Below are 25664 nucleotides of genomic sequence, written 5' to 3'. Positions count from 1 at the left end.
ATTGATTTAACAATGTTTGTTGGCTCTTTTTATTATTCCCACTCCACAGTTGCAGGTGGCTTAGAAGTAATATCGTACACGATGCGGTTTACGTGTGCGACTTCATTTACGATGCGAACAGAGATTTTTTGCAAGACATCCCAAGGAATACGAGCAAAGTCAGCTGTCATTCCATCAATCGAAGTAACTGCACGGATACCGACTGTGTAATCATACGTACGGCCATCACCCATAACACCAACTGAACGAATACCAGGTAAGACAGTAAAGTATTGCCAGATGTCACGATCAAGACCAGCTGCTGCGATTTCTTCACGCAAGATAGCATCTGATTCACGAACGATTTCTAATTTGTCTTCGCTGATTTCACCTAAGACACGGATACCAAGACCAGGTCCAGGGAATGGTTGACGCCAAACGATTGAGTCAGGCATTCCAAGTTGAGTTCCTAATTCACGTACTTCGTCTTTGAAGAGTGTATTTAAAGGTTCGATTAATTCGAATTGCATATCTTCAGGTAGTCCACCAACATTATGGTGAGATTTGATTGTTTGAGCTGTTTCAGTACCACTTTCGATAACGTCTGTATAAAGTGTTCCTTGTGCCAAGAAAGAAATACCTTCTTCGCCAGCTAATTTTGTTGCTTCATCATCAAAAACATAAACAAATTCATTACCAATGATTTTGCGCTTTTGTTCAGGATCAGAAACACCTTTTAGTTTGTTTAAGAAACGATCACGTGCATCTACTTTGATGATGTTTAGGCCGAATTTTCCACCTAAGCTTTCCATTACTTGATCTGCTTCATTTTTGCGTAACAAACCATGGTCAACAAAAATTGATGTTAATTGGTCGCCAATCGCTTTTTGTAAAAGGACACCAACAACACTTGAGTCAACTCCGCCAGAAAGGCCAAGCAAGACTTTTTTGTCGCCAACTTGTTCACGGATTTTTTCAACTTGCATATCAATGAAGCTATCCATTGACCAGTTACCTTGGCAATGGCAGACATCGAAGGCAAAGTGACGTAATAATTCGATTCCGTATTCAGAATGACGTACTTCAGCATGGAATTGGATACCATAAAAGTTACGTGTAGTATCTTGAATAGAAGCGATAGGACAGTCTTTGCTTGTACCGACAACTTCAAAACCTTCAGGAACTTTCGTTACTAAGTCGCCATGACTCATCCAAACCGTTTGTTCTTTTGGTGTATCAGTGAATAACACCGCATCATCTGTTGTAACTTCCAATAAGGCTTTTCCGTATTCACGGTTTTTAGCAGGTTCAACTTTCCCACCAAGATTGTACGTAATCAACTGCATTCCGTAACAAATTCCTAATACAGGTATATCTAAATTGAAAATCTCAGGATCAATACTAAAAGCACCTTCGTCATAAACACTGTTTGGTCCACCAGAAAGGATAATTCCTTTTGGATTCATAGCTTTAACTTCTTCTGCAGTAATTCGGTGGCTCAATAATTCAGAAAAGACCCCTAAATCACGGATGCGTCGTGTAATCAATTGATTATACTGGCTACCATAATCTAACACGATAATCTTTTCAACGTTCGTCATATCGGCAACGTTTGTCACATTTATTACCCCTATCCATTTAAATTTATCTCAAAATAGTTTTACTATTTTAAAATGCTAATATTTGCGCATGAAAATCGAATCGATGATATGATTTTCAGTTTTATGGAGAATTATATCTGCTCTACCACGTGTAGGCAAGATATATTCCTCTAAATTTTTCAAATTCACATTTTTCCAGACTTCTTTGGCCATTTGAAAGGCGTCTTCACGATCACCGATTGCAAAACGATAATAATAATTCTCAGGATTTTGAAAAGCTGTGTCTAACAGCGCAGCAAAACGATCGAGATACCATTTTTCAATCAAATCAGGTTCGGCATCAACAAAAACAGAAAAATCAAAAAAGTCACTAACGTAAATTTGTTGGTTAGCTGGGAGTTGTAAGGTATTGATTCCTTCAACGATTAAAATATCTGGTTGCTGGATCACTTCATACTCGTCGGGAATAATATCATAAACATCATGAGAGTAGATAGGAACTTTCAACTCGTCTTTTCCAGACTTTACTTGATTTAAAAAATCAATGAGCATTTCCATGTCATAGCTTTCAGGAAATCCTTTGCGATCCATGATTCCTTTTTCACGCAAGACCTTATTAGGATACAAAAAACCATCAGTCGTAATCAATTGAACGTTTCGTCGTTTTAGCGTACGAGACAAGATTGTTTGCAACAAACGTGCAGTTGTACTTTTTCCAACAGCAACGCTCCCCGCAATTCCAATAATGAAAGGCGACACAGGTACATATTTATGGAGAAAGAGTCCTTTACTTAATGATAAAGATTCAAATTCTTTCATATAAAGATGAATGAGGTGCGTTAAAGGAACATAAATATCTTGAACATCTTGCATCGAGATTCGATCATTCAAGCTTTTGATGCTGTCTAATTCCGCTTGTGTCAGTGGTGCTTGTCCATTACGATAAAATTCTTGCCATTCTTCCCTTGCAATACGATAGTAGTTCATTGGGTCGTTCATAATAGCCTCCTGCGTTCTCTCCCGTCAATGGATTTATTCTAACATAAAATAGTGCTAAACCCTACCTCTTATAAAGGGAATGAGAAGACTTTTTCACGAATTTGAAAACATGGCTTTATCCAATAGGTTCGATTTGCTAAAATCAAAGAAAGAAACGAGTTAAATGAACTGATTTTGAATGGATAGTACTTGTTTGTTTTTGAAGAAAAAGGTAGACTATGTGCAGCATAATAGAAGAAGGATGGAAAAGATGACAGATCATTATTATACAGAGCGTCCCAATGTTGCCCATGACTTTGAGCAATGGTCGTTTGAGTTAAAAGGAAAATTATTTCACTTTGTGACAGATGCCGGGGTATTTTCACGTGAAACGGTAGACTATGGTTCGCGTGTGTTAATCGACGCATTTGATTGGGAAGAAATTCCAGCTGAAGGAAACGTGTTAGATGTTGGCTGTGGTTATGGACCAATTGGGTTAGCCATTGCGTATGCTAGCCAACGTACGATTGAAATGATTGACATTAATTTACGCGCAGTGGAATTAGCACAAGGAAATGCGAATCGTAATCAACTGGCGAACGTAGACATTCATCAATCAAATATTTACGAAGATGTGCATCAAGAAAAGTACGCAGCGATTATTAGCAATCCGCCTATTCGTGCTGGAAAAAAAGTTGTTCACGAAATTTTGACAGGCGCCTATCCACTTTTAGAAACAGGTGGCACGTTGACAATTGTCATTCAGAAAAAACAGGGCGCACCAAGTGCACAAAAGAAAATGGAAGAAACTTTTGGCAACGCAACAATCGTTACCAAAGACAAAGGTTATTACATTATTAAAAGTGTAAAAGAATAAGTTTGACCATCAATTTTTATTGCAATAGATATTCGAGTGTGGAATATCTATTGCAATTTTTTTGTTTGCAAAATTATTTTCATTTTAAGAAAGTGCTATCAATTAACTATTTTTTTAGAAAAGGTTTTGTTACACTGATTAAAAGTTCAAGTTGAGGGGGAGAAAAAGTGAAGTTAACAATTAGAGATATTGCTGAGATGGCTGGTGTATCAGTTACAACTGTTTCGCAAATTTTGAATAATAAAGGAAGTCGCTTTAGTGACAAAACTAGAAAAAAAGTTTTGAACATTGTTAATGAACATCATTATAAGCCAGATTATTTTGCTTCAAATGTAATCAACCGTCATTCAAAAACAATTGGAATGATTGTTCCAGATGTAACAGACTTTTTTTTCTCAAAACTAATTGAAGGCGTCGAAAGCTATTTAAATCCACTTGGGTATGTAATTATGTTGTGTAACTCAAGACACAAGCAAGAAAATGAAATCAAATATTTACGTGAATTAGCGCATCGTTCAGTCGATGGGATTTTATTAGCTACACCAAACGTTTTACCAGAGGCTTATGCTTTAGACAGTGGATTTTATAAAAATATGCCGATTATCTTGATTGATCGTGGTTTAAATCGTCGAGATAGTGGCCGCTTAATTGTTAAAGAATATGAGGGAGCGTATCAAGCTGTTTCATTATTTATCAAAGAAGGACACACAAAAATTGGCATGTTGAAGGAAACAACTGGCTACTATCAACTAGAAGAACGGTTTAATGGCTATCGACATGCACTAAAAGATCATGGAATATCGTTTAATGGGAAATTCGTTGAGCATGGCGAACTAACGGTTCAAGGTGGGTATGACGCAACTAAAAGATTATTGGAACACAAAGATATCACAGCGATTTTTTGTGGAAATGATGCAATGGCAATCGGTTGTTATCAAGCTATTCATGAAATGGGTAAAAAAATTCCGGATGATATTTCTGTCATCGGTTTTGATGGATTAAAATTATCTGAGTACATGATTCCACAATTAACGACGGTGCGACAACCTAGTTTTGATATTGGATTTTATGCGGCTCGTTTTCTAATCGATACGATTGAATTCCCTCAACGCAAAGTTCCGAACAAAGTCTTCGAGACAAAATTAATTATTCGTGAGAGCGTAAAAGCATTGACAAATGGCTAAGTGGGCGGTATATTGCTTATGTAAGTGTTTACAAATGCAGGGCAAAGCCTTTTGCATTTTTAGTAAACCAGTTTACTAAAGTGGTTTACCTTTTATAAAAATAATGTATAATACCGAATGAAGGCTAGGAGGATCAAGCGATGCGAATGGTAGATTTGATTGAAAAAAAGAGGGATGGAAAAACCTTAACAAAGAATGAGATTGATTACATAATTACTAATTATACAAACAATCAAATTCCAGATTATCAGCTCAGCGCATTATTGATGGCAATCTTTTATCAAGATATGACTGATGAAGAAATTACAAACATGACTTTAGCAATGGCAAATTCTGGTGATGTGATCGACTTGACTTCATTGAATGGTATTAAAGTAGATAAACATTCTACGGGTGGAGTTGGAGATACAACTACTTTGATCTTAGCACCGTTAGTTGCAAGTGTGGGTGTGACTGTGGCGAAAATGTCAGGACGTGGGCTTGGTTATACTGGCGGAACGTTAGACAAATTAGAAGCAATTCCTGGATTTAAAATTGAACTTTCAGATGAAGAATTCATTCGAATTGTTAATGAAAGTCAAGTTGCTGTTATTGGACAATCAGGGAATTTAGCCCCAGCGGATAAAAAGCTCTACGCTTTACGTGACGTAACGGCGACTGTAGATTCAATTCCTTTGATTGCTAGCTCAATTATGAGTAAGAAAATTGCAGCTGGTGCGGATGCAATTGTTTTAGATGTAACAACTGGTGACGGTGCCTTCATGAAAAACATTGAGGATGCGAGACGCCTCGCAAAAACAATGACAAGTATTGGCAAACTTGCTAATCGTCAAACGATTGCCGTAATTTCTGATATGTCCGAGCCATTAGGTGAGGCAATCGGTAACAGTTTAGAAGTAGTTGAGGCAATTGAAACATTGCAAGGGAATGGTCCAGAAGACTTAATCGAAATGTGTTACGTATTGGGTAGTCAAATGGTTGTTTTAGCTAAGAAAGCTGACTCTGTAGAAGAGGCTCGTGTAATGCTACAAGAAGCGTTAACTTCAGGTAAAGCCTTAGAAAAATTCAAGGAAATGATTCAAAACCAAGGCGGAGATATTCGCGTGGTTGAAAAACCAGAACTGCTTCTGACAGCACGATATCAAGTAGAACTTCCCGCAAAATCTGCTGGGTTAGTTTCTAAAATCGTTGCTAACGAATTGGGTATCGCGGCGATGATGCTGGGTGCCGGTCGTAAAACGAAAGAAGATGCGATTGATCACGCAGTTGGCTTGAAATTGCATAAAAAAATTGGCGATTCAGTACAAGAAGGCGAATCTTTATTAACTATCTATAGTAATACAGAAGATCTTTCTCAAGTTGTCGAATTATTATATCAAAACATTGAAATCAGTGATTCAGCTAAAAAACCAATTTTAGTACACGATATTATTACTGAGTAGGAAGGAAGAAAAAAATGGAATTAAATCGAATGATTGACCACACAATTTTAAAGGCAGATGCGACAGAGGAAGATGTGTTACGCATCATTGAAGAAGCAAAAAAATATCATTTTTATTCTGTATGTATCAATCCAACTTGGGTTTCATTAGCAAAAGAACAGTTAAAAGGTGAACCTGTTGCAGTCTGTACAGTAATCGGCTTTCCTTTAGGAGCAAATACTTCTGCTGTTAAAGCCTATGAAACGACAGATGCAATCAATAATGGTGCTGACGAAGTGGATATGGTCATCAATATTGGTGCATTGAAATCAAAACAGTTCAATAAAGTTCAACAAGATATTGAGGCAGTAGTCGAAGCGGCAAAAGATCGCGCACTTGTTAAAGTAATTATTGAGACAGCACTGTTAACAAATGAAGAAATCGTCAAAGCTTGTGAACTTGCAAAAATTGCAGGAGCAGACTTTGTTAAGACATCAACTGGGTTTTCAACTGGTGGCGCTAAAGTAGAAGATATACGTTTAATGCGCGCAACTGTTGGTCCTGAAATGGGCGTGAAAGCTTCTGGTGGTATCCACAATGAAGAAGAAGCTGTAGCAATGGTTGAAGCAGGAGCAACACGAATTGGTACGAGTGCTGGAGTTGCTATTATCTCTGGCTCAGTTGGCGAAGGATACTAAAATGAGTGAAGTGGCAAAACAAGAATGGATTGACATTGCTGTAACAGCATTGGAAAAAGCATATGTCCCATATTCACATTTCCCAGTTGGTGCGTGTTTAGTAACAGATACAGAAAAGACGTATCAAGGCGTAAATATTGAGAATGCTTCTTTTGGATTAACCAATTGTGCTGAACGAACAGCATTTTTTAAAGCTGTGTCAGAAGGCGAAAAACAATTTTCTCATTTGGTTATTGCTGGTCACACGCCAGAACCAATTTCACCATGTGGGGCTTGTCGACAAGTAATGGCAGAATTTTGCTCACCAGAAATGCCAGTCACGTTGGTTGGCGATGATGGTGTGACAAAGACAATGACGGTTAGAGAACTACTACCGTATGCATTCACAGAAAAAGATTTATAACCTATGTTCATTCAGTCAGCTGACTGTTGAAAAAACAATTATTTTAGGGGGCTTTACAGAAATGAAAAAAGCAAAATTATTTGGTTTGGGTGCCGTAGCATTAACAGCTGGATTACTTCTAACTGCATGTGGCAATGGCAATAGCGGAACAGATTCAACTGATGGTGGAAGTGGAAGCTCATCAGCAGGAACAACTGCAGCATTAATCACAGATACAGGCGGTGTCGACGACCGTTCATTCAACCAGTCAGCTTGGGAAGGTCTAGAAGCTTGGGGTAAAGAACACAAGCTTTCACGCGGAAACGATGGCTACCAGTATTTCCAATCTTCTAATGAATCAGATTATATTCCAAATATCGACCAAGCTTTAACAGCAGGATTCCAAACAATCTTTGGAATTGGGTATAAATTACAACCTGCCATTAAAGAACAAGCAACAAATAATCCTGAAACAAACTTTGTTATTATCGATGATGTTATTGATGGCTTAGACAACGTAGTTTCTGCAACATTTAAAGACAACGAAGCTTCTTACTTAGCAGGGATCGCTGCAGCTTATACAACTGAAACAAATGTTGTTGGTTTCATTGGCGGAGTAAAAGGTGAAGTTATCGACCGTTTTGATGCTGGATTTACAGCCGGTGTTGAAGCAGGGGCGAAAGAATTAGGTAAAAAAATTGACGTGAAAAACCAATATGCTGGTGATTTCTCTGCACCAGACAAAGGTCGTTCAATTGCACAAGGTATGTACGCACAAAATGCAGACATTATCTTCCATGCTTCAGGCGGAACTGGTAATGGTGTATTCCAAGAAGCAAAATCATTAAATGAATCTGGCGACAAAAAAGTTTGGGTAATCGGTGTTGACCGTGACCAATCAGACGAAGGCGGCTACACATTAAACGGCGAAGATAAAAACTTCACATTAACATCTACACTTAAAGGTGTGGGTACTGTTGTTGAAGACTTAGCTCAAAAATCTGCAGATGGTGACTTCCCTGGTGGAGAACATACTGTTTATGGCTTGAAAGAAGACGGTGTTGGCTTAACAAAAGGTCAACTTTCTGATGAAGCACAAAAAGCAGTTGATGCTGCTAAAGAAAAAATCATTGCAGGCGATGTAAAAGTTCCTGAAGTTCCAGAAAGCAAATAATAATTTTTCTATAGCCTTGTTAGACAACTGTTTGACAGGGCTATGGTTCAATTTTTAGTAGTTGTTTGTTTATTCAAGTGGTCAAAATTTGACTGTTTGAATAAGGGAACACCCCCTGAAGTGAATTTACTTCAATTTGCGAGGACAGATTTCCGATAGTCAGAAATCTTTACTCATCGTTGCCCTAGATAGAAATCGTTAGGATGTGAAAAATGTGGTTCAAGAAAATATTGTCATCGAAATGCGGAATATTACCAAGCAGTTTGGAACATTCAAAGCAAATGACAACATCAATTTGCAAGTAAAAGCTGGGGAGATCCATGCGTTACTTGGAGAAAACGGTGCTGGCAAGTCAACATTAATGAACGTTTTATCTGGCCTTTTAGAACCAACATCAGGAGAAATTTTGATGCATGGGAAAAAGGTTCAAATCACAAGCCCAACTAAAGCCAACCAATTAGGGATTGGAATGGTTCACCAACATTTTATGTTAGTTGATGCGTTCACTGTTACTGAAAACATAATTTTAGGTAGCGAGCCAAGTCGGATGGGAATTGTTGATCGCAAAAAAGCACGTGAAGAAATTCAAAAAGTATCAGAACAATATGGACTGTCAGTTAATCCAGATGCTTACGTTCGTGATATTTCTGTTGGAATGGAACAACGTGTCGAGATTTTAAAAACACTTTATCGTGGTGCAGATGTCTTGATTTTTGATGAACCAACAGCTGTTTTGACACCACAAGAAATTGATGAACTAATTTTGATTATGAAAGAATTAGTTAAAGAAGGTAAATCTATTATTTTGATTACCCATAAATTAGATGAGATTAAAGCCGTAGCTGATCGCTGTACAGTTATCAGACGAGGTCAAGGAATTGGAACTGTCAATGTAAAAGATGTTAGTTCACAGCAACTTGCTGATATGATGGTTGGCCGAACGGTTTCATTTAAAACGGATAAAAAAGAAGCTCGCCCTCAAGAAGTTGTCCTAGCGATTGAAGATTTAGTTGTAAATGAAAATCGTGGATTAGAAGCAGTAAAAAGCTTAAATCTAGAAGTTCGTGCAGGAGAAGTTTTAGGAATTGCAGGAATTGATGGCAATGGTCAATCTGAGTTGATTCAAGCATTAACTGGCTTGCGAAAAGTTGAAAGTGGAAGTATTCGCTTAAAGGGAGAAGAAATTAGTAATAAACGTCCAAGAAAAATTACGGAGTCTGGCGTCGGCCATGTCCCAGAAGATCGCCATAAATATGGTTTAGTTCTAGACATGACGTTATCTGAAAATATTGCTCTTCAAACATATTACCAATCTCCTTATAGCAAAGTTGGACTATTAAATTATTCAGTTATCAATGAACATGCGAGAGAATTGATTGATGAGTATGATGTTCGTACGACGAATGAATTAGTTCCAGCTAAGGCGCTATCTGGTGGGAATCAACAAAAAGCAATTATTGCACGCGAAATTGATCGCGACCCAGATTTATTGATTGTTGCGAATCCAACACGTGGACTAGATGTAGGAGCCATTGAATTTATCCATAAACGTTTGATCGAACAACGAGATAAGTTCAAAGCAGTATTGTTAGTTAGTTTCGAATTAGAAGAAATTTTAAATGTGTCTGATCGAATTGCTGTGCTTCACCAAGGTAAAATCGTTGGAATTGTTGATCCAAAAGAAACATCTGAAAATGAATTAGGTCTATTAATGGCGGGCTATTCTTTAGAAGAAGCAAGAAAAGAGTTAGAAAAGGCGGGTGGCGCACATGAATGATCGTAGCGAAAAACTCCGTAATTTACTTGTACCTATTTTTTCAGTAATTTTAGGATTAATTTTAGGTGCATTATTAATGGCAGCTTTTGGATATAATCCAATTCAAGGATACTCTTCTATGTTGGAAGCTGCGCTAGGTTCACAACGAAGTATTGGTGAAACTTTACGACAAGCAACACCGCTCATTTTTACAGCGTTAGGATTTTCAGTGGCGAATTCAGCGGGTTTCTTTAATATCGGGCTTTCTGGACAAGCGCTATGTGGCTGGATTGTTAGTGTGTGGTTTGCGTTGGCCTTTCCAGATCTGCCGAAGGTGATTTTGCTTCCAGCTTGTGTCATCTTAGGTGCTTTGGCAGGGGCGATGGCTGCGGCAATTCCCGGATTATTGCGCGCGTTCTTTGGAACCAGTGAAGTAATCGTCACAATTATGATGAATTATATTTTATTGTATTTAAGCACTTATGCTTTACATGATGTGATGCCAGAAAGTTATCGTTCAAGTTTAGACTCATCCAATTTAATTAGTCAAAATGCTTCATTAAGAGTTCCTTGGTTAACCCAAATGTTTGGCGGTTCTCGGGTAAACGCTGGTTTGTTCTTAGCTCTAATTGCTTTGTTCCTTGTGTGGTTACTTATGAAAAAGACAACTTTGGGATATGAAATTCGTTCAGTTGGTCTAAATCCTTTTGCGTCAGAATATGCAGGAATGAGTAGCAAACGAACAATTGTTTTATCAATGGTTATTTCTGGTACACTTGCCGGATTAGGGGGCGTTGTTGAAGGTTTGGGAACGTACCAAAACTTTTTTGTTCAAACAACTTCTTTAGCAATTGGCTTTGACGGAATGGCAGTATCTTTACTGGGCTCTGGTTCAGCAATTGGTGTGTTGTTGTCAGCAATTTTATTCAGTATTTTAAAAATCGGTGGTTTGGGAATGCAAACAGGTGCCGGTGTGCCATTTGAAATCGTGAATGTATCAATTGCATTGATTATCTTCTTTATTGGTATTAACTTCTTAATCCGTTTTATTATGGCAAAATTTTTCCAAGGTAAAAAACAAGTAGCTGTAGTTGAAACAATTGAATCTAAATCAACGCATCAAGATCAAGAAGGAGGGAATTTATAATGACAGCTGTAGAATTGATTGCTTTAATCCTTACGTCAACATTAGTTTATTCCACACCTTTGATTTTGACATCGTTAGGTGGAACATTTTCTGAACGAAGCGGAATCGTTAACGTTGGTTTAGAAGGAATTATGGTAATGGGCGCTTTCAGCTCAATCGTATTCAATTTAACGATGAGTCCATCTTTAGGCGCGATGACACCTTGGATTGCCATTCTAGTTGGTGGGATAGTTGGTGTTTTATTTTCATTACTTCATGCAGTGGCAACAGTTAGTCTTCGTGCAGACCACATTATTAGTGGTACGGTAATCAACTTGATGGCACCTGCGTTAGGTGTGTTCTTAGTTAAAGCGTGGTATGGAAAAGGACAAACAGATAATATCACACGAAACTTAGGTTATTTCTCATTTCCTGGGTTATCAAAAATTCCTGTGATTGGTCCAATTTTCTTTAAAAATACATTCTTACCAGCCTACTGTGCTATTTTAATTGCTGTAATTGCTTGGTTTGTCATTTTTAAAACAAGATTTGGTTTACGTCTGCGTTCTGTCGGAGAAAATCCACAAGCTGCAGATACTTTAGGCATCAATGTTTATGCGATGCGTTATTCAGGCGTTTTGCTTTCAGGTTTATTAGGCGGTATGGGTGGTGCAGTATTTGCTCAATCAATCTCAGGTAATTTCTCTGCGGGAACGATTGTTGGCCAAGGTTTCATTTCGATGGCAGCAATGATTTTTGGTAAGTGGAATCCTTTGGGTGTAATGGGTGCATCATTATTCTTTGGTTTTGCACAAAGTTTGAGTATTATAGGAGCACAGCTTCCAGTGATTTCTTCCATTCCACCAGTGTTATTACAAATTGCACCTTACTTGTTAACAATTATCGTCTTAGTTGTTTTCTTAGGACAAGCATCTGGTCCGAAAGCAAATGGGAAGAACTATATCAAATCCAAATAATTTTTAGTTAATAAAAAGGGTGGGACTATGGGAAGTGTTTCTTCGTCTCGCCCTTTTTGTTTAGTTTAAAGTAGAAAAGATGAAAAGAAAGAAGGAATCGAAATGTTTAAACGCGTACACTTAATTGTAATGGATTCAGTCGGAATTGGTGAAGCACCTGATGCAGACAAATTTAATGATGTTGGATCAGATACGCTAGGTCATATTGCAAAAGAAGCAGGTTTAACAATTCCTCACTTAGAAAACTTAGGCTTAGGTGCAATTCGCCCATTAGAAGGCGTAAAGACTGTAACAGATCATCAAGGCTATGCAACAAAATTAGAAGAAGTTTCTGTTGGTAAAGATACGATGACAGGTCACTGGGAAATTATGGGCTTGAATATCAAGACACCATTTCGGGTATTTCCCAATGGATTTCCTGATGAATTATTACAACAAATTGAAGAATTCTCTGGACGAAAAATTGTTTGTAACAAACCTTATAGCGGAACAGCTGTAATTGATGATTATGGTGAACATCAAATGAAGACAGGTGACTTGATTGTTTATACGTCTGCAGATCCTGTTTTGCAAATTGCTGCACATGAAGAAATTATTCCTTTGGAAGAGTTGTATCGTATTTGCCAATTTGTTCGTGATATTACGAAAGATGATCCATACATGATTGGAAGAATTATCGCACGTCCTTATATTGGAGAACCAGGAAACTTCACTCGAACAAGTAACCGTCATGACTATGCTCTTGATCCATTTGGACATACAGTTTTAGACTCATTAAAAGAAGCTGGTAAAGATGTGATTGCTGTTGGCAAAATTAATGACATCTTCAACGGCCAAGGAATCACTCAATCTGTCCGTACTAAAAGTAATATGGATGGTGTAGATCAACTATTAAATGTGATGAAGCAGGATTTCAACGGACTAAGCTTTACTAATTTAGTAGACTTTGATGCTTTATTTGGTCATCGTCGTGATGTTGTTGGTTACGCACATGCAATTGAAGAATTTGATTTACGCATTCCGGAGTTACTTGATGCAATGAATGATGATGATTTATTGTTGATCACAGCAGACCACGGAAATGATCCAACATTCCCAGGAACAGATCATACGCGTGAATATGTACCATTATTGGCTTATAGTAAAAAAATGAATGAACAAGGAAGCTTACCACAAGGGTACTATGCAGATATCTCAGCAACGATTGCTGAAAACTTTGAAGTACCAGCAACTGAAAATGGTGAAAGCTTCTTGAAATTGCTGAAATAATAGTTACTAAAAACCATAACTTAGGAGAAAAAGAATGAAAAAATTAAGCGAAATGTTACAAGAAACAACTCAATTCATCCTTGATCAAGGAGTAAAAGAAATTGAATTTGGTATGATTCTTGGCTCAGGTCTTGGTGAGTTGGCAGATGAAATTGAAGATGCAATTAAGATTCCATATGACAAAATTCCTTTCTTCCCAGTTTCAACAGTTGTTGGACATGCGGGACAACTAGTTTACGGTACATTATCAGGCAAAAAAGTTTTAGCGATGCAAGGACGTTTTCATTTTTATGAAGGGCATTCCATGCAGACAGTTACTTATCCAGTCCGAGTAATGGGCGCTCTTGGTGCACATTCAGTGATCGTAACAAATGCTTGCGGTGGCGTAAATGAATCTTTTGTACCAGGTGATTTGATGCTGATCAGTGATCATATTAATTTTACAGGCACTAATCCGTTGATTGGACCAAATGAAGATGAAATCGGCCCACGTTTCCCGGATATGAGTCAAGCTTACACACCTGCGTATCGAGAATCTGCAAAAGAAGTTGCTAACAAGTTAGGGTTAGACTTAAAAGAAGGTGTCTACATGGGTTATTCAGGTCCAACTTATGAAACGCCAGCAGAAATTAAAATGTCACGTGTCATGGGTGCTGATGCAGTTGGAATGTCGACTGTACCGGAAGTAATCGTTGCGGCACATGGTGGATTAAAGGTGTTGGGTATTTCTTGTATCACAAACTTAGCGGCAGGAATGCAAGCAAATTTAAACCACGAAGAAGTAGTGGAAACAACGGAACGTGTTAAACAATCATTTAAAGCTTTAGTGAAAGAAACCCTAGCAGTATTATAAAAAGAGTAGTAGTTGAAAATGAAGGAGAGATAAACTAAATGAGTGTTCATATCGAAGCAAAACAAGGCGAAATTGCTGATAAGATTTTACTTCCAGGAGACCCACTACGTGCAAAATATATTGCAGAAACTTTTTTAGAAAATCCGGTTTGTTATAATCAAGTTCGTGGAATGTTAGGTTATACAGGAGAATATAAAGGTGAGCGTGTTTCTGTACAAGGTACAGGGATGGGGATGCCTTCAGCGACTATTTATGCGCATGAACTAATTAATTCTTATGGCGTGAAAAAATTGATTCGCGTTGGGACTTGTGGTGCGTTATCAAAAGATGTTCATGTGAGAGATTTAGTAATTGCTCAAGGTGCAGCAACAAGCTCATCTATGATTGAAAAGAATTTTCATCAATTCCATTTTCCACCAATTGGTGATTTCGATTTACTATTAAAAGCTTACGAATTTGCTAAAGGAAAAGGGTACACGACTCATGTAGGAAATGTTTTGTCAGAAGATACCTTTTATAAAGATGATTTAACTGAAACACTAAAGCTAGCTGAACTTGGCGTTTTGGGTGTTGAGATGGAAGCTGCAGCACTTTACTATTTGGGTGCAAAATATAAAGTGCAAACGTTAGGAATTATGACAGTTAGTGATCATTTGATTACTGGAGAAGAAACAACGGCACAAGAACGTCAAACAACGTTTAATGAAATGATTGAAGTCGGTTTAGAGACAGCAATCGCAAAATAATTGTAGAAAAAGCTTGGAACGACTATTATTAATGTTGGTTCCAGGCTTTTTTACTAGGTAAGGAGGAAAAGAAAAATGGAAAACTTTCGCTTTGATGTAGCAACAGATATTCGTTTTGGTAAAGATCGTTGGGACGAATTACCAGAGGTCTTAAATCAGTTTGGAAAAAATATTTTACTTGTTTATGGTGGAGGAAGTATTAAAAAAAATGGTGTTTATCAAAATATTATGAGTCGTCTGCAAGAACATGATTTCAATGTGACAGAACTAAGTGGGGTAGAACCAAATCCTCGTATTGAAACAGTTAGAAAAGGGATTGCTCTTTGTCATGAAAATCAAATTGATGTAATTCTTCCAGTCGGCGGAGGTTCAACAATTGATTGCGCTAAAGTGATTGGTGCTGGCGTTTTCTATGAGGGAGATCCATGGGATTTAGTCATCAAAAAAGCAAACGTCGGGAAAGTATTACCATTAGTAACAGTTTTAACACTTGCGGCAACCGGAAGCGAAATGAATCGAGGAGCGGTCATTTCAAATCCCAAAACAAATCAAAAACTAGGTCTAGGTGGTTGGGAAATGTTACCCAAAGTTTCATTTCTTGATCCAACAACGACATTCACTGTACCAAAGAATCAAACGGCGGCAGGCTCAGCAGATATTTTCAGTCATCTAACTGAAAATTATTTTAAGCGGACCGCTGGAACAGATATTCAAGATTTCGTTGCAGAAGGAATTTTTAGAACAGTCATTAAAAATTGCCCAATTGCATTGAAGTATCCAGATGATTATGATGCACGAGCAAACTTAATGTGGGCTAGTACCTTAGCTCTAAATGGATTAACTGGTAGTGGAAAGACGGGTGCGTGGTCCTGCCATCCAATTGAACATGAATTAAGTGCATTTTATGATATTACGCATGGCGTTGGCTTGGCTATTTTGACGCCACGCTGGATGAATTATGCATTGAATGAAGAAACTGAAGAAAAATTTGCACAATTTGCTCGTAACGTGTGGGGAATTCAAGAGTCAGTAAATCATCTTGCTGCAAAAGAAGGAATTCAAAAAACATATGATTACTTTAAAGCATGCGGCATACCTATGACTTTGCCTGAGGTAGGGATTGATGAAACCAAATTTTCTTTGATGGCAGAACAAGCTGTTAAGCACAGTCAAATTGCTACAGATGCGTATGTTCCATTAGATGAACAAGCAGTCGAAAAAATTTTGCGCGAGTGTTTGACAGAATCTAATTATTTATAAGTAAAAAAGGAGTGGCGATTTTATCGCCACTCCTTTTTTTGCTTATAATCAATGAAAATTATAAGTAGTATTTTTTAGCAACAGTTAGATCATCATTCAATTCATAAACAAGTGGTTGACCTGTTGGAATTTCAAGATCCATAATGTCTTCGTCAGAGATTCCTTCGATATGTTTTGCTAAAGCGCGTAATGAGTTACCATGTGCAGCTACTAAAACAGTTTTGTCGTCTAGTAATGCTGGAGCAATATGATCTTGCCAGAATGGTAAAGCACGTTCCAAAGTAACTTTTAAGTTTTCGCCACCAGGAATATCGCGTTTGTCTAACATAGCGTAACGACGTTCGTTTGCAGCTGAACCTTCGTCAGTTTCGTCCAATAATGGAGGAAGAGTGTCGTAAGAACGGCGCCAAATATGAACTTGTTCATCACCATATTTTTCAGCAGTTTCTTTTTTGTTCAAGCCTTGTAGTTTACCATAATGACGTTCGTTTAAGCGCCATGATTTTACTTGAGGTACCCAAAGTTGATCTGAGTATTCTAAGATAAGGTTACAAGTTTTGATGGCACGAGTTAAAACAGAAGTGTAAGCAATATCAAATTCGATTCCAGCTTCTTTGATTTTGCGTCCGCCTTCTTTTGCTTCTTCGATACCTTCTGGTGCTAAGTTTACATCAGCCCAACCAGTAAATTGGTTTAAAGCGTTCCATTCACTAAGACCGTGACGAGAAAAAACTAATTTTGGCATGTTGTGTGCTCCTTTTTAAAATGTATTTATTTCTGAAAATTTCAGTTCTTGTTTATTGTACAATTTTTTTGAAAAGATTTCCATTGAAAATGATAGAAGATTGAATTCAGATACACAAAAAAATAAGTAATCTTCGGAAAGATTACTTATTTTTAATTAATTATATAATTGCTCAATATCTTTTTCTGGAAGATTTATATATTTATAGCAAGTTCCAACTGAAACACCACATTTTGATGAAATAAATTGAATTGTTTCTTTCTTCTCATAATAAAGGCGACGAATTTTTTTGATGGTTTTGGCATCAATTTTAGGACGGCCGCCAATTTTCCCTTTTTTACGTGCTTCATTCAAGCCAATTAAAGTGCGTTCTTTAATCAATGAGCATTCCATCGTAGCTAGACCTTCCATTAATTGAAAGTAAACCTTGCCCATTGGTTTACGAGTATCGATTTCTTCAGCGATACTTACTAAATGGAGCCCACGATCGTTAAAAAGTTTTGTAAATTCCGTTAACTGTCTTGTTGATTTGCCAAGACGATGAAGTTGGCAAATGACAAGAGTATCTCCTTGTTGCATTTGTTCAATGACGGATTGTAATTTGATCATTGTCTCAGCATCTTTTGCTTCGTACGTTTCATGGAAAATTTCCTGACAACCAAAGGTAGATAGTTGTTCAACCTGAGTTGTTAAATCAACATCGTTTATGGTTGTGCGTGCATAACCAATAATTTTCATGATGATTCCTTTCTAGCGGTGAATTTTAAACAGAATACAATAGTAAAAATTTAGCATAAAGCCCACTAAAAAGATAGTATTTTAGTGGATTTTATCTAGAAGCTTTATCTGAAAATACTATGCTTTAGGGGCATGTGGTGTATCCAAAATTTTCACACCATTTTCGGATCCGACAACTACTTTTGAAACAAGATTCAAGAATAAGCCATGCTCAACAACACCAACGAGATTATCTAAGTAGTCAGCAAGTATTTCTGGTTGTTCAATAGTTTGAAGGTGTAAATCAATAATGAAATGGCCACTATCAGTTTTAAGTGTTTCACCATCAGCTGTTTTACGTAAAACTGGATGAAAATCTTTTGCTTCAAATAGACGTAATAGTTGTTGCGAACCATAAGGGATAACTTCAACAGGAAGAGGGAAATCACCAAGGTTTTCGACTAATTTTGATTCATCAACGATCCAAATCGTTTCTTTTGAATAAGTAGCAACGATTTTTTCAAATAGTAAGGCTGCACCTCCACCTTTAATCCCTTGGAAATCAGTACTAATTTCATCTGCGCCATCAATTGTTAAGTCAACCTCAACAACATCATCAATACTCTTTAATGGAATGCCAAGTTTTTCAGCTTGTTCTTTCGTAGCGTTTGATGTTGTTACACCTATGATATTTAAGTCTTCTTCTCGCATACGACGACCAAGTTCTTCTACCATATAGTAAGCAGTAGATCCTGTTCCAAGACCAACGATCATACCATCTTTGACAAATTTTGCGGCTTCGATACCAGCTTGTTGTTTTAGATTCATGTTTGCTTTTCCCCTTTTTTGAGTTTGAGCTTTCCTGCTTATTTTAGCGTTTATTTTAGTAAAAAGATACCTTTCTTTGGTACCAATTTGAATGATTTTCAAAAAAAATATGGAACAAGTTGACATGGGTTTTCATTCGTGCTATTCTAACGAAGGTGCTTTATCTACAGGTCTCTGTAAAGAGACGTGCTGACTGTTTATCAAAGCATATTTGATAAAGATGCAGACATTGCATTTATTTTTTATCGCAAAAAAAGAACCACCTGGATGTGTGGAACTAGATGCGAATGAGGGAAGGAGGAAACAAGGAATGCCTACAATTAACCAATTAGTACGTAAACCTCGTAAATCAAAGGTGGAAAAATCAAATTCACCTGCTTTGAACAAAGGATATAACAGCTTTAAGAAAACTCAAACTAACGTGAACTCTCCTCAAAAACGTGGGGTAGCAACTCGTGTGGGAACTATGACACCTAAAAAACCGAACTCAGCTTTGCGTAAATATGCTCGTGTTCGTTTGTCAAACTTGATTGAAGTTACTGCTTATATCCCAGGGATTGGTCATAATTTACAAGAACATAGCGTTGTATTATTACGCGGTGGACGTGTAAAAGACTTACCAGGGGTACGTTACCACATCGTTCGTGGTGCACTAGATACTGCTGGTGTTAACGATCGTAAACAAAGCCGTTCTAAATACGGTACTAAGAAACCTAAAGCTTAATTTTAATTAATTAGCCAAACAAACAATTAAACTTTACTTCTATATAAAAGGAGTAAATACTAAGAACTATATTTCGGAAGGAGGAGTTACGGATGCCACGTAAAGGTCCTGTTGCAAAACGTGATGTTTTACCAGATCCTATTTATAACTCAAAATTAGTAACTCGCTTAATCAACCGTGTAATGGTTGATGGAAAACGCGGGATTGCAGCTAACATTATCTATAATGCCTTTGATTTAATCAAAGAATCTACAGGTAACGATCCATTAGAAGTGTTTGAACAAGCAATGAAAAATGTAATGCCTGTTCTTGAAGTTAAAGCACGTCGTGTTGGGGGTTCAAACTATCAAGTACCAGTTGAAGTTCGCCCTGAACGTCGTACAACTCTAGGTCTTCGTTGGGTAGTAAACTACGCTCGCTTGCGCGGTGAACACACAATGGAAGAACGTCTAGCTAAAGAAATCATGGACGCTGCAAACAACACAGGTGCTTCTGTTAAAAAACGTGAAGACACTCATAAAATGGCAGATGCTAACCGTGCGTTTGCTCACTACCGCTGGTAAGATTCTCTCTGTTTGGTCGGCTTTGTGCCGACCTCAGAAGATATCCTTATTTTTAGCAACTAGATAGTAAAGAGAGGAGAAACAAGGAGAATGACCAGAGAATTTTCTTTAGATAATACTCGTAATATCGGTATCATGGCCCATATTGATGCTGGTAAAACAACTGCTACTGAACGTATCTTGTACTATACTGGTAAAATCCATAAAATTGGTGAAACTCATGAAGGAGCTTCACAAATGGACTGGATGGAACAAGAACAAGAACGTGGAATTACGATCACTTCTGCTGCAACAACTGCACAATGGAAGGGTCACCGAATCAACATCATCGACACACCAGGACACGTAGACTTCACTGTTGAAGTTGAACGTTCATTGCGTGTACTTGATGGTGCTGTTACAGTTCTTGATGCACAATCAGGTGTAGAGCCTCAAACTGAAACAGTTTGGCGCCAAGCTACAACTTATGGTGTACCTCGTATTGTATTTGCAAACAAAATGGATAAAATCGGTGCTGACTTCTTATACTCAGTATCAACTTTACACGACCGTTTGCAAGCAAATGCTCACCCAATTCAATTACCAATTGGTGCTGAAGACGACTTCACAGGAATTATTGACCTTGTAACAATGAAGGCTGAAATCTATACAAATGATTTAGGTACTGAAATTGAAGAACGAGAAATTCCAGAAGAATATCGTGAATTAGCTGAAGAATGGCGTGAAAAATTGGTTGAAGCAGTTGCTGAAACTGATGAAGAACTTACTTTAAAATACTTAGAAGGTGAAGAAATCACTGAAGCTGAGTTAAAAGAAGGTATTCGTCGCGCAACACTTGGCGTAGACTTCTACCCAGTATTATGTGGTTCAGCATTTAAGAACAAAGGGGTTCAATTATTATTGGACGCTGTTCTTGACTACTTACCATCACCATTAGATATTCCTGCTATTAAAGGGATTGATCCTAAAACTGACGAAGAAGTTTTACGTCCTGCAGACGATGAAGCTCCTTTCTCAGCATTAGCATTTAAAGTTATGACTGACCCATTCGTAGGTCGTCTAACTTTCTTCCGTGTGTACTCTGGTGTCTTGAAATCAGGTTCATACGTACAAAACGCAACAAAAGGCAAACGCGAACGTGTTGGTCGTATCTTACAGATGCATGCTAACTCACGTTCAGAAATCTCTGAAGTTTACGCTGGAGATATCGCTGCTGCTGTTGGTTTGAAAGATACAACAACTGGGGACACTCTTTGTGATGAAAAGAATTTAGTAATTCTTGAATCAATGGAATTCCCAGAACCAGTTATCCAAGTCGCTATTGAACCTAAATCAAAAGCTGACCAAGATAAAATGGGTGTTGCTCTTCAAAAACTATCTGAAGAAGATCCTACTTTCCGCGCTGAAACAAACGTGGAAACAGGCGAAACTATTATCGCTGGTATGGGTGAACTTCACTTAGACATTATCGTAGACCGTATGCGTCGCGAATTTAAAGTTGAAGCTAACGTAGGTGCTCCTCAAGTATCTTACCGTGAAACTTTCCGTTCTGGCACTCAAGCCGAAGGTAAGTTTGTACGTCAGTCTGGTGGTAAAGGTCAATACGGTCACGTATGGGTTGAATTTACTCCAAACGAAGAAGGCGGCGGCTTTGAATTTGAAAATGCAATCGTTGGTGGGGTTGTTCCTCGTGAATATATCCCAGCTGTTGAAACAGGTTTGAAAGATGCTATGGAAAATGGTGTCTTAGCTGGGTATCCATTAGTTGATATCAAAGCAAAACTTTACGATGGTTCATACCATGATGTCGATTCAAATGAAACTGCCTTCCGTGTTGCTGCTTCTATGGCATTGCGTGCGGCAGCTAAGAAAGCTAATCCAGTTATCCTTGAACCAATCATGGGTGTTGAAGTAGTTATTCCAGAAGATTACTTAGGTGATGTTATGGGACACGTTACTGCACGTCGTGGTCGCGTTGAAGGTATGGAAGCTCGCGCTGGCGGACAACAAGTTGTTCGTGCTATGGTCCCTCTTGCTGAAATGTTTGGTTATGCTACAACTCTTCGTTCAGCTACTCAAGGTCGTGGTACATTTACTATGACATTTGATCACTACGAAGATGTACCGAAATCAGTTCAAGAAGAAATCATTAAGAAAAACGGCGGAAAAGCTGAATAATTTCTTAAAAACTTGATAATCACGTAAAGAGATTATCTAAAGAGACTATATTTTTAATATAGTTTCGTGTAAAATAGCTATCGATGATATGGGCATGTGATGTACGTTTAGTACATCATGTTCCTATCAGATAAATAAAAAATTATATTGTATTTTGGGAGGACATTTTAAAATGGCAAAAGAAAAATTTGACCGTTCTAAACCACACGTTAACATTGGTACTATTGGCCACGTTGACCATGGTAAAACTACATTAACAGCTGCAATCACAACTGTACTATCTAAGAAAAACGGCGGCCAAGCTATGGCTTACGATCAAATCGATGGTGCTCCAGAAGAACGCGAACGCGGAATCACTATTTCAACAGCTCACGTTGAGTATGAAACTGACGCACGTCACTACGCTCACGTTGACTGCCCAGGACACGCGGACTACGTTAAAAACATGATCACTGGTGCTGCTCAAATGGATGGAGCTATCTTAGTAGTTTCTGCTGCTGATGGCCCTATGCCTCAAACTCGTGAACACATCCTATTGTCACGTCAAGTTGGTGTTCCTTACATCGTTGTATTCTTGAACAAAGTTGACATGGTTGACGACGAAGAATTATTAGAATTAGTTGAAATGGAAGTTCGTGACTTATTAACAGAATACGAATTCCCTGGTGATGATGTTCCTGTTGTTGCTGGTTCAGCTTTAAAAGCTCTAGAAGGCGACGCTTCATACGAAGAAAAAATCCTTGAATTAATGGCTGCAGTTGACGAATATATCCCAACTCCAGAACGTGAAAACGACAAACCATTCATGATGCCAGTTGAAGATGTATTCTCAATTACTGGTCGTGGTACTGTTGCAACTGGTCGTGTTGAACGTGGACAAGTTCGCGTTGGGGACGAAGTTGAAGTTGTTGGTATTGCTGAAGAAACTTCAAAAACAACTGTAACTGGTGTTGAAATGTTCCGTAAATTATTGGATTACGCTGAAGCAGGCGATAACATTGGTGCATTATTACGTGGTGTTTCACGTGACGATATCCAACGTGGTCAAGTTTTAGCTAAACCAGGTACAATTACACCTCATACAAAATTCTCTGCAGAAGTATATGTGTTGACTAAAGAAGAAGGTGGACGTCATACTCCATTCTTCACTAACTACCGTCCACAATTCTACTTCCGTACAACAGACGTAACTGGTGTTGTTGAATTGCCAGAAGGAACTGAAATGGTTATGCCTGGCGACAACGTAACTATGGAAGTTGAATTAATTCACCCAATCGCTATCGAAAACGGTACTAAATTCTCAATCCGTGAAGGCGGACGTACAGTTGGTGCCGGTGTCGTTACTGAAATCAAAGCTTAATTTTTTTAAGCCTAATTAATGCAACATTATATTCGGACCTAAAAGCTCGAAGCAATCATTATTTAGTGATTGTTTCGAGCTTTTTCTTTTCTTTATGAAAAAATATGAAAATAAATTGAATTTCCAAAGAAAAAGCCTTGCGTTGTGTGTTTGAATATACTATAATTACAAAGGTGCGTTTACCTTGGTGAATTGCACAGACGGAATCAATTTGATTCTTGTCGGCTAAGAAACGAGAGGTTGCGACACGCCCGGACGCTTTGCCACGAACGAGCGTGACGGAAATTTTCGTGGAGCTATGTCTACTTTTCAAAATAGGCGAAGGAGGGAACAAGATGGCAAAACAAAAAATTCGTATCCGTTTAAAAGCGTATGAACACCGTATTTTAGATCAATCAGCGGATAAAATTGTAGAAACTGCAAAAAGAACTGGAGCTAGTGTATCTGGTCCAATTCCATTACCAACAGAACGTAGTCTTTACACTGTTATTCGTGCGACTCATAAATACAAAGATTCTCGCGAACAATTCGAAATGCGTACTCACAAACGTCTAATTGACATTGTGAACCCAACACCAAAAACTGTTGATGCTTTGATGAAGCTAGACTTACCATCTGGTGTAAACATCGAAATCAAACTATAAAAAACTAAATTAATGGAGGTGTACTCATGACCAAAGGAATCTTAGGGAAAAAAGTGGGAATGACACAAATCTTCACTGAATCTGGTGAATTAATTCCAGTAACTGTTGTAGAAGCTACTCCAAACGTAGTGCTACAAGTGAAAACAATGGAAACTGATGGCTACGAAGCTATTCAAGTTGGTTACCAAGATATGCGTGAAGTTTTATCAAACAAACCTGCGAAAGGTCATGTTGCAAAAGCAAACACGGCTCCTAAGCGCTTCATTCGTGAATTCAAAAATGTTGAGCTAGGAGAATATGAAGTAGGAAAAGAAGTTACAGTAGATGTTTTCCAAGCAGGAGACATTATTGATGTAACAGGTACTACGAAAGGTAAAGGATTCCAAGGGGTTATCAAACGTCACGGCCAAAGCCGCGGACCAATGGCTCACGGTTCTCGTTACCATCGTCGTCCTGGGTCAATGGGTCCAGTTGCACCTAACCGTGTATTCAAAAATAAACGTCTTGCTGGCCGTATGGGTGGCAACCGCGTGACAATCCAAAACTTGGAAGTTGTACGCGTTGATGCAGAAAGAAACGTAATCTTAATTAAAGGAAACGTTCCTGGAGCTAAAAAATCACTAATCACTATCAAATCAGCTGTGAAAGCTAAATAATAGTAGGAAGAAAGGAGGAACTAAGGAATGCCGAATGTAGCATTATTCAAACAAGATGGTAGCCAAAACGGTGAAATCACACTTAACGAAGAAATTTTCGGAATCGAACCTAATGAAAGTGTTGTTTACGATGCAATCGTTATGCAACGTGCTTCATTAAGACAAGGAACACATGCGGTTAAAAATCGTAGTGCTGTTCGCGGCGGTGGACGTAAACCATGGCGTCAAAAAGGAACAGGTCGTGCTCGTCAAGGATCTATCCGCTCACCACAATGGCGTGGAGGTGGCGTAGTTTTCGGACCAACACCACGTTCTTACAGCTACAAACTTCCTAAAAAAGTTCGTCGTTTAGCAATGAAATCTGTTTTATCAGAAAAAGTTGCTTCAAATAACTTGGTTGTTGTTGACGCATTAAGCTTTGACGCACCAAAAACAAAAGAATTTAAAGAAGTTCTTGCTAACTTATCTGTAGACGCTAAAGTATTAGTAGTTTTAGAAACTGGCAATGAGTTCGCTGCTTTATCTGCACGTAACTTATCAAACGTTTCTGTAGTAACTTCTGATAATGTTAGTGTTCTAGACGTTGTTTCTAACGTGAAAGTATTAGCAACACAAACTGCTCTTACTCAAATTGAGGAGGTGCTTGCATAATGAACTTACTAGACGTAATTAAACGCCCAGTGATCACTGAAAAATCTATGCTTGCTATGGATGATAAAAAGTATACTTTCGAAGTTGACACTCGCGTAAACAAAACTTTAGTAAAACAAGCGGTTGAAGCTGCTTTTGACGTTAAAGTCAAAAACGTGAACATCGTGAACGTTCGTGCGAAATTCAAGCGTATGGGCAAACATGCGGGATACACTAAAAAACGTCGCAAAGCGATTGTTACATTAACAGAAGATTCAAAAGAAATTCAATTATTCGAAGCTGCTGAATAAGCACTATCTTGAAAACTTATTATAAAT

At 38.0% G+C, this 25664-nt stretch carries 26 protein-coding genes; 21 read left to right on the top strand and 5 right to left on the bottom strand.

The genetic code is table 11. The features are described from left to right. Nucleotides 1-32: 32 nt before the first annotated feature. Both guaA and coaA read right to left on the bottom strand, forming a co-directional pair. On the bottom strand, nt 33-1598 hold the full coding sequence (gene guaA / locus RV17_RS06210; RefSeq protein ID WP_067483585.1) for a glutamine-hydrolyzing GMP synthase: 1566 nt from the start codon (nt 1596-1598) through the stop codon (nt 33-35). Between the two features lie 57 nt (nt 1599-1655). Then, the gene (gene coaA / locus RV17_RS06205) at nt 1656-2579 is read right to left on the bottom strand and encodes a type I pantothenate kinase (RefSeq protein ID WP_067483584.1); all 924 of its coding nucleotides are present in this window, start codon (nt 2577-2579) and stop codon (nt 1656-1658) included. Nucleotides 2580-2829: 250 nt separating this feature from the next. On the opposite strand from coaA, the gene RV17_RS06200 reads away from it, so the two are divergent. The 13 genes from RV17_RS06200 to RV17_RS06140 all read left to right on the top strand — a co-directional run bounded on the left by RV17_RS06200 (nt 2830) and on the right by RV17_RS06140 (nt 16281). Further along, nucleotides 2830-3435, top strand: a complete 606-nt coding sequence (locus RV17_RS06200) for a class I SAM-dependent methyltransferase (protein ID WP_067483583.1) — start codon at nt 2830-2832, stop codon at nt 3433-3435. A 167-nt stretch (nt 3436-3602) separates the two neighbouring features. Next, nucleotides 3603-4619, top strand: a complete 1017-nt coding sequence (locus RV17_RS06195; protein ID WP_067483582.1) for a LacI family DNA-binding transcriptional regulator — start codon at nt 3603-3605, stop codon at nt 4617-4619. A gap of 140 nt (nt 4620-4759) precedes the next feature. Next, entirely contained in the window at nt 4760-6061 is a 1302-nt protein-coding gene (locus tag RV17_RS06190; RefSeq protein ID WP_071868760.1) for a pyrimidine-nucleoside phosphorylase, read from the top strand. Between the two features lie 14 nt (nt 6062-6075). Beyond that, nucleotides 6076-6738, top strand: a complete 663-nt coding sequence (gene deoC / locus RV17_RS06185; RefSeq protein WP_071868759.1) for a deoxyribose-phosphate aldolase — start codon at nt 6076-6078, stop codon at nt 6736-6738. Between the two features lies 1 nt (nt 6739). Beyond that, nucleotides 6740-7141, top strand: a complete 402-nt coding sequence (locus RV17_RS06180) for a cytidine deaminase (protein WP_067483577.1) — start codon at nt 6740-6742, stop codon at nt 7139-7141. 61 nt (nt 7142-7202) lie between these two features. Continuing rightward, a complete protein-coding gene (locus RV17_RS06175) occupies nt 7203-8294 on the top strand; it encodes a BMP family lipoprotein (protein ID WP_067483707.1) in 1092 nt (363 codons plus the stop codon). Between the two features lie 214 nt (nt 8295-8508). Further along, nucleotides 8509-10071 carry an ABC transporter ATP-binding protein gene (locus RV17_RS06170; RefSeq protein ID WP_067483575.1) on the top strand — a complete coding sequence of 521 codons (1563 nt, stop codon included), beginning with the start codon at nt 8509-8511 and terminating at the stop codon, nt 10069-10071. Beyond that, nucleotides 10064-11197 (top strand): ABC transporter permease, encoded by a 1134-nt coding sequence (locus RV17_RS06165; RefSeq protein WP_067483573.1) that lies wholly within the window; start codon nt 10064-10066, stop codon nt 11195-11197. Before RV17_RS06170 ends, RV17_RS06165 begins: the two co-directional genes overlap by 8 nt. Further along, complete coding sequence (locus RV17_RS06160; protein WP_067483571.1) at nt 11197-12153, top strand: ABC transporter permease; 957 nt, start codon at nt 11197-11199, stop codon at nt 12151-12153. The genes RV17_RS06165 and RV17_RS06160 overlap by 1 nt, the downstream gene beginning before the upstream one ends. Nucleotides 12154-12255: 102 nt before the next feature. Continuing rightward, on the top strand, nt 12256-13422 hold the full coding sequence (deoB, locus tag RV17_RS06155) for a phosphopentomutase (protein WP_067483569.1): 1167 nt from the start codon (nt 12256-12258) through the stop codon (nt 13420-13422). 34 nt (nt 13423-13456) lie between these two features. After that, nucleotides 13457-14275: a purine-nucleoside phosphorylase gene (locus RV17_RS06150; protein ID WP_067483566.1), complete on the top strand. Its 819-nt coding sequence runs from the start codon at nt 13457-13459 to the stop codon at nt 14273-14275. Between the two features lie 38 nt (nt 14276-14313). Then, nucleotides 14314-15021, top strand: coding sequence for a purine-nucleoside phosphorylase (gene deoD / locus RV17_RS06145; RefSeq protein WP_067483564.1), 708 nt, complete (start codon nt 14314-14316; stop codon nt 15019-15021). Nucleotides 15022-15096: 75 nt separating this feature from the next. Continuing rightward, nucleotides 15097-16281 (top strand): iron-containing alcohol dehydrogenase, encoded by a 1185-nt coding sequence (locus tag RV17_RS06140; RefSeq protein ID WP_067483562.1) that lies wholly within the window; start codon nt 15097-15099, stop codon nt 16279-16281. Nucleotides 16282-16339: 58 nt separating this feature from the next. Here RV17_RS06140 and gpmA read toward each other — a convergent pair whose 3' ends face one another. The 3 genes from gpmA to rpiA form a co-directional block, all read right to left on the bottom strand. Beyond that, on the bottom strand, nt 16340-17026 hold the full coding sequence (gpmA, locus tag RV17_RS06135; RefSeq protein ID WP_067483560.1) for a 2,3-diphosphoglycerate-dependent phosphoglycerate mutase: 687 nt from the start codon (nt 17024-17026) through the stop codon (nt 16340-16342). A 156-nt stretch (nt 17027-17182) separates the two neighbouring features. Further along, nucleotides 17183-17764, bottom strand: coding sequence for a recombinase family protein (locus RV17_RS06130; RefSeq protein WP_067483558.1), 582 nt, complete (start codon nt 17762-17764; stop codon nt 17183-17185). A 117-nt stretch (nt 17765-17881) separates the two neighbouring features. Continuing rightward, nucleotides 17882-18571: a ribose-5-phosphate isomerase RpiA gene (gene rpiA / locus RV17_RS06125; RefSeq protein WP_067483556.1), complete on the bottom strand. Its 690-nt coding sequence runs from the start codon at nt 18569-18571 to the stop codon at nt 17882-17884. Nucleotides 18572-18881: 310 nt separating this feature from the next. On the opposite strand from rpiA, the gene rpsL reads away from it, so the two are divergent. The 8 genes from rpsL (at nt 18882) to rplW (ending at nt 25637) form a co-directional block, all read left to right on the top strand. Then, entirely contained in the window at nt 18882-19295 is a 414-nt protein-coding gene (gene rpsL, locus RV17_RS06115; RefSeq protein ID WP_002294318.1) for a 30S ribosomal protein S12, read from the top strand. 92 nt (nt 19296-19387) lie between these two features. Continuing rightward, nucleotides 19388-19858: a 30S ribosomal protein S7 gene (rpsG, locus tag RV17_RS06110; protein WP_067483554.1), complete on the top strand. Its 471-nt coding sequence runs from the start codon at nt 19388-19390 to the stop codon at nt 19856-19858. Between the two features lie 90 nt (nt 19859-19948). Beyond that, complete coding sequence (gene fusA / locus RV17_RS06105; RefSeq protein ID WP_067483552.1) at nt 19949-22036, top strand: elongation factor G; 2088 nt, start codon at nt 19949-19951, stop codon at nt 22034-22036. A 172-nt stretch (nt 22037-22208) separates the two neighbouring features. Then, nucleotides 22209-23396: an elongation factor Tu gene (gene tuf, locus RV17_RS06100; RefSeq protein ID WP_067483550.1), complete on the top strand. Its 1188-nt coding sequence runs from the start codon at nt 22209-22211 to the stop codon at nt 23394-23396. A 335-nt stretch (nt 23397-23731) separates the two neighbouring features. After that, a complete protein-coding gene (gene rpsJ, locus RV17_RS06095) occupies nt 23732-24040 on the top strand; it encodes a 30S ribosomal protein S10 (protein WP_005880808.1) in 309 nt (102 codons plus the stop codon). 26 nt (nt 24041-24066) lie between these two features. Next, the gene (rplC, locus tag RV17_RS06090; RefSeq protein WP_067483548.1) at nt 24067-24696 is read left to right on the top strand and encodes a 50S ribosomal protein L3; all 630 of its coding nucleotides are present in this window, start codon (nt 24067-24069) and stop codon (nt 24694-24696) included. Nucleotides 24697-24723: 27 nt separating this feature from the next. Next, nucleotides 24724-25347 carry a 50S ribosomal protein L4 gene (rplD, locus tag RV17_RS06085; RefSeq protein ID WP_067483547.1) on the top strand — a complete coding sequence of 208 codons (624 nt, stop codon included), beginning with the start codon at nt 24724-24726 and terminating at the stop codon, nt 25345-25347. Then, entirely contained in the window at nt 25347-25637 is a 291-nt protein-coding gene (gene rplW / locus RV17_RS06080; RefSeq protein ID WP_067483546.1) for a 50S ribosomal protein L23, read from the top strand. The genes rplD and rplW overlap by 1 nt, the downstream gene beginning before the upstream one ends. Nucleotides 25638-25664: the final 27 nt, after the last annotated feature.

The organism is Enterococcus thailandicus, from assembly GCF_001886265.1.
In the GTDB taxonomy this organism is placed as follows: Bacteria; Bacillota; Bacilli; order Lactobacillales; family Enterococcaceae; genus Enterococcus_B; species Enterococcus_B thailandicus.
This window is presented reverse-complemented; position numbering and strand designations above follow the sequence as displayed.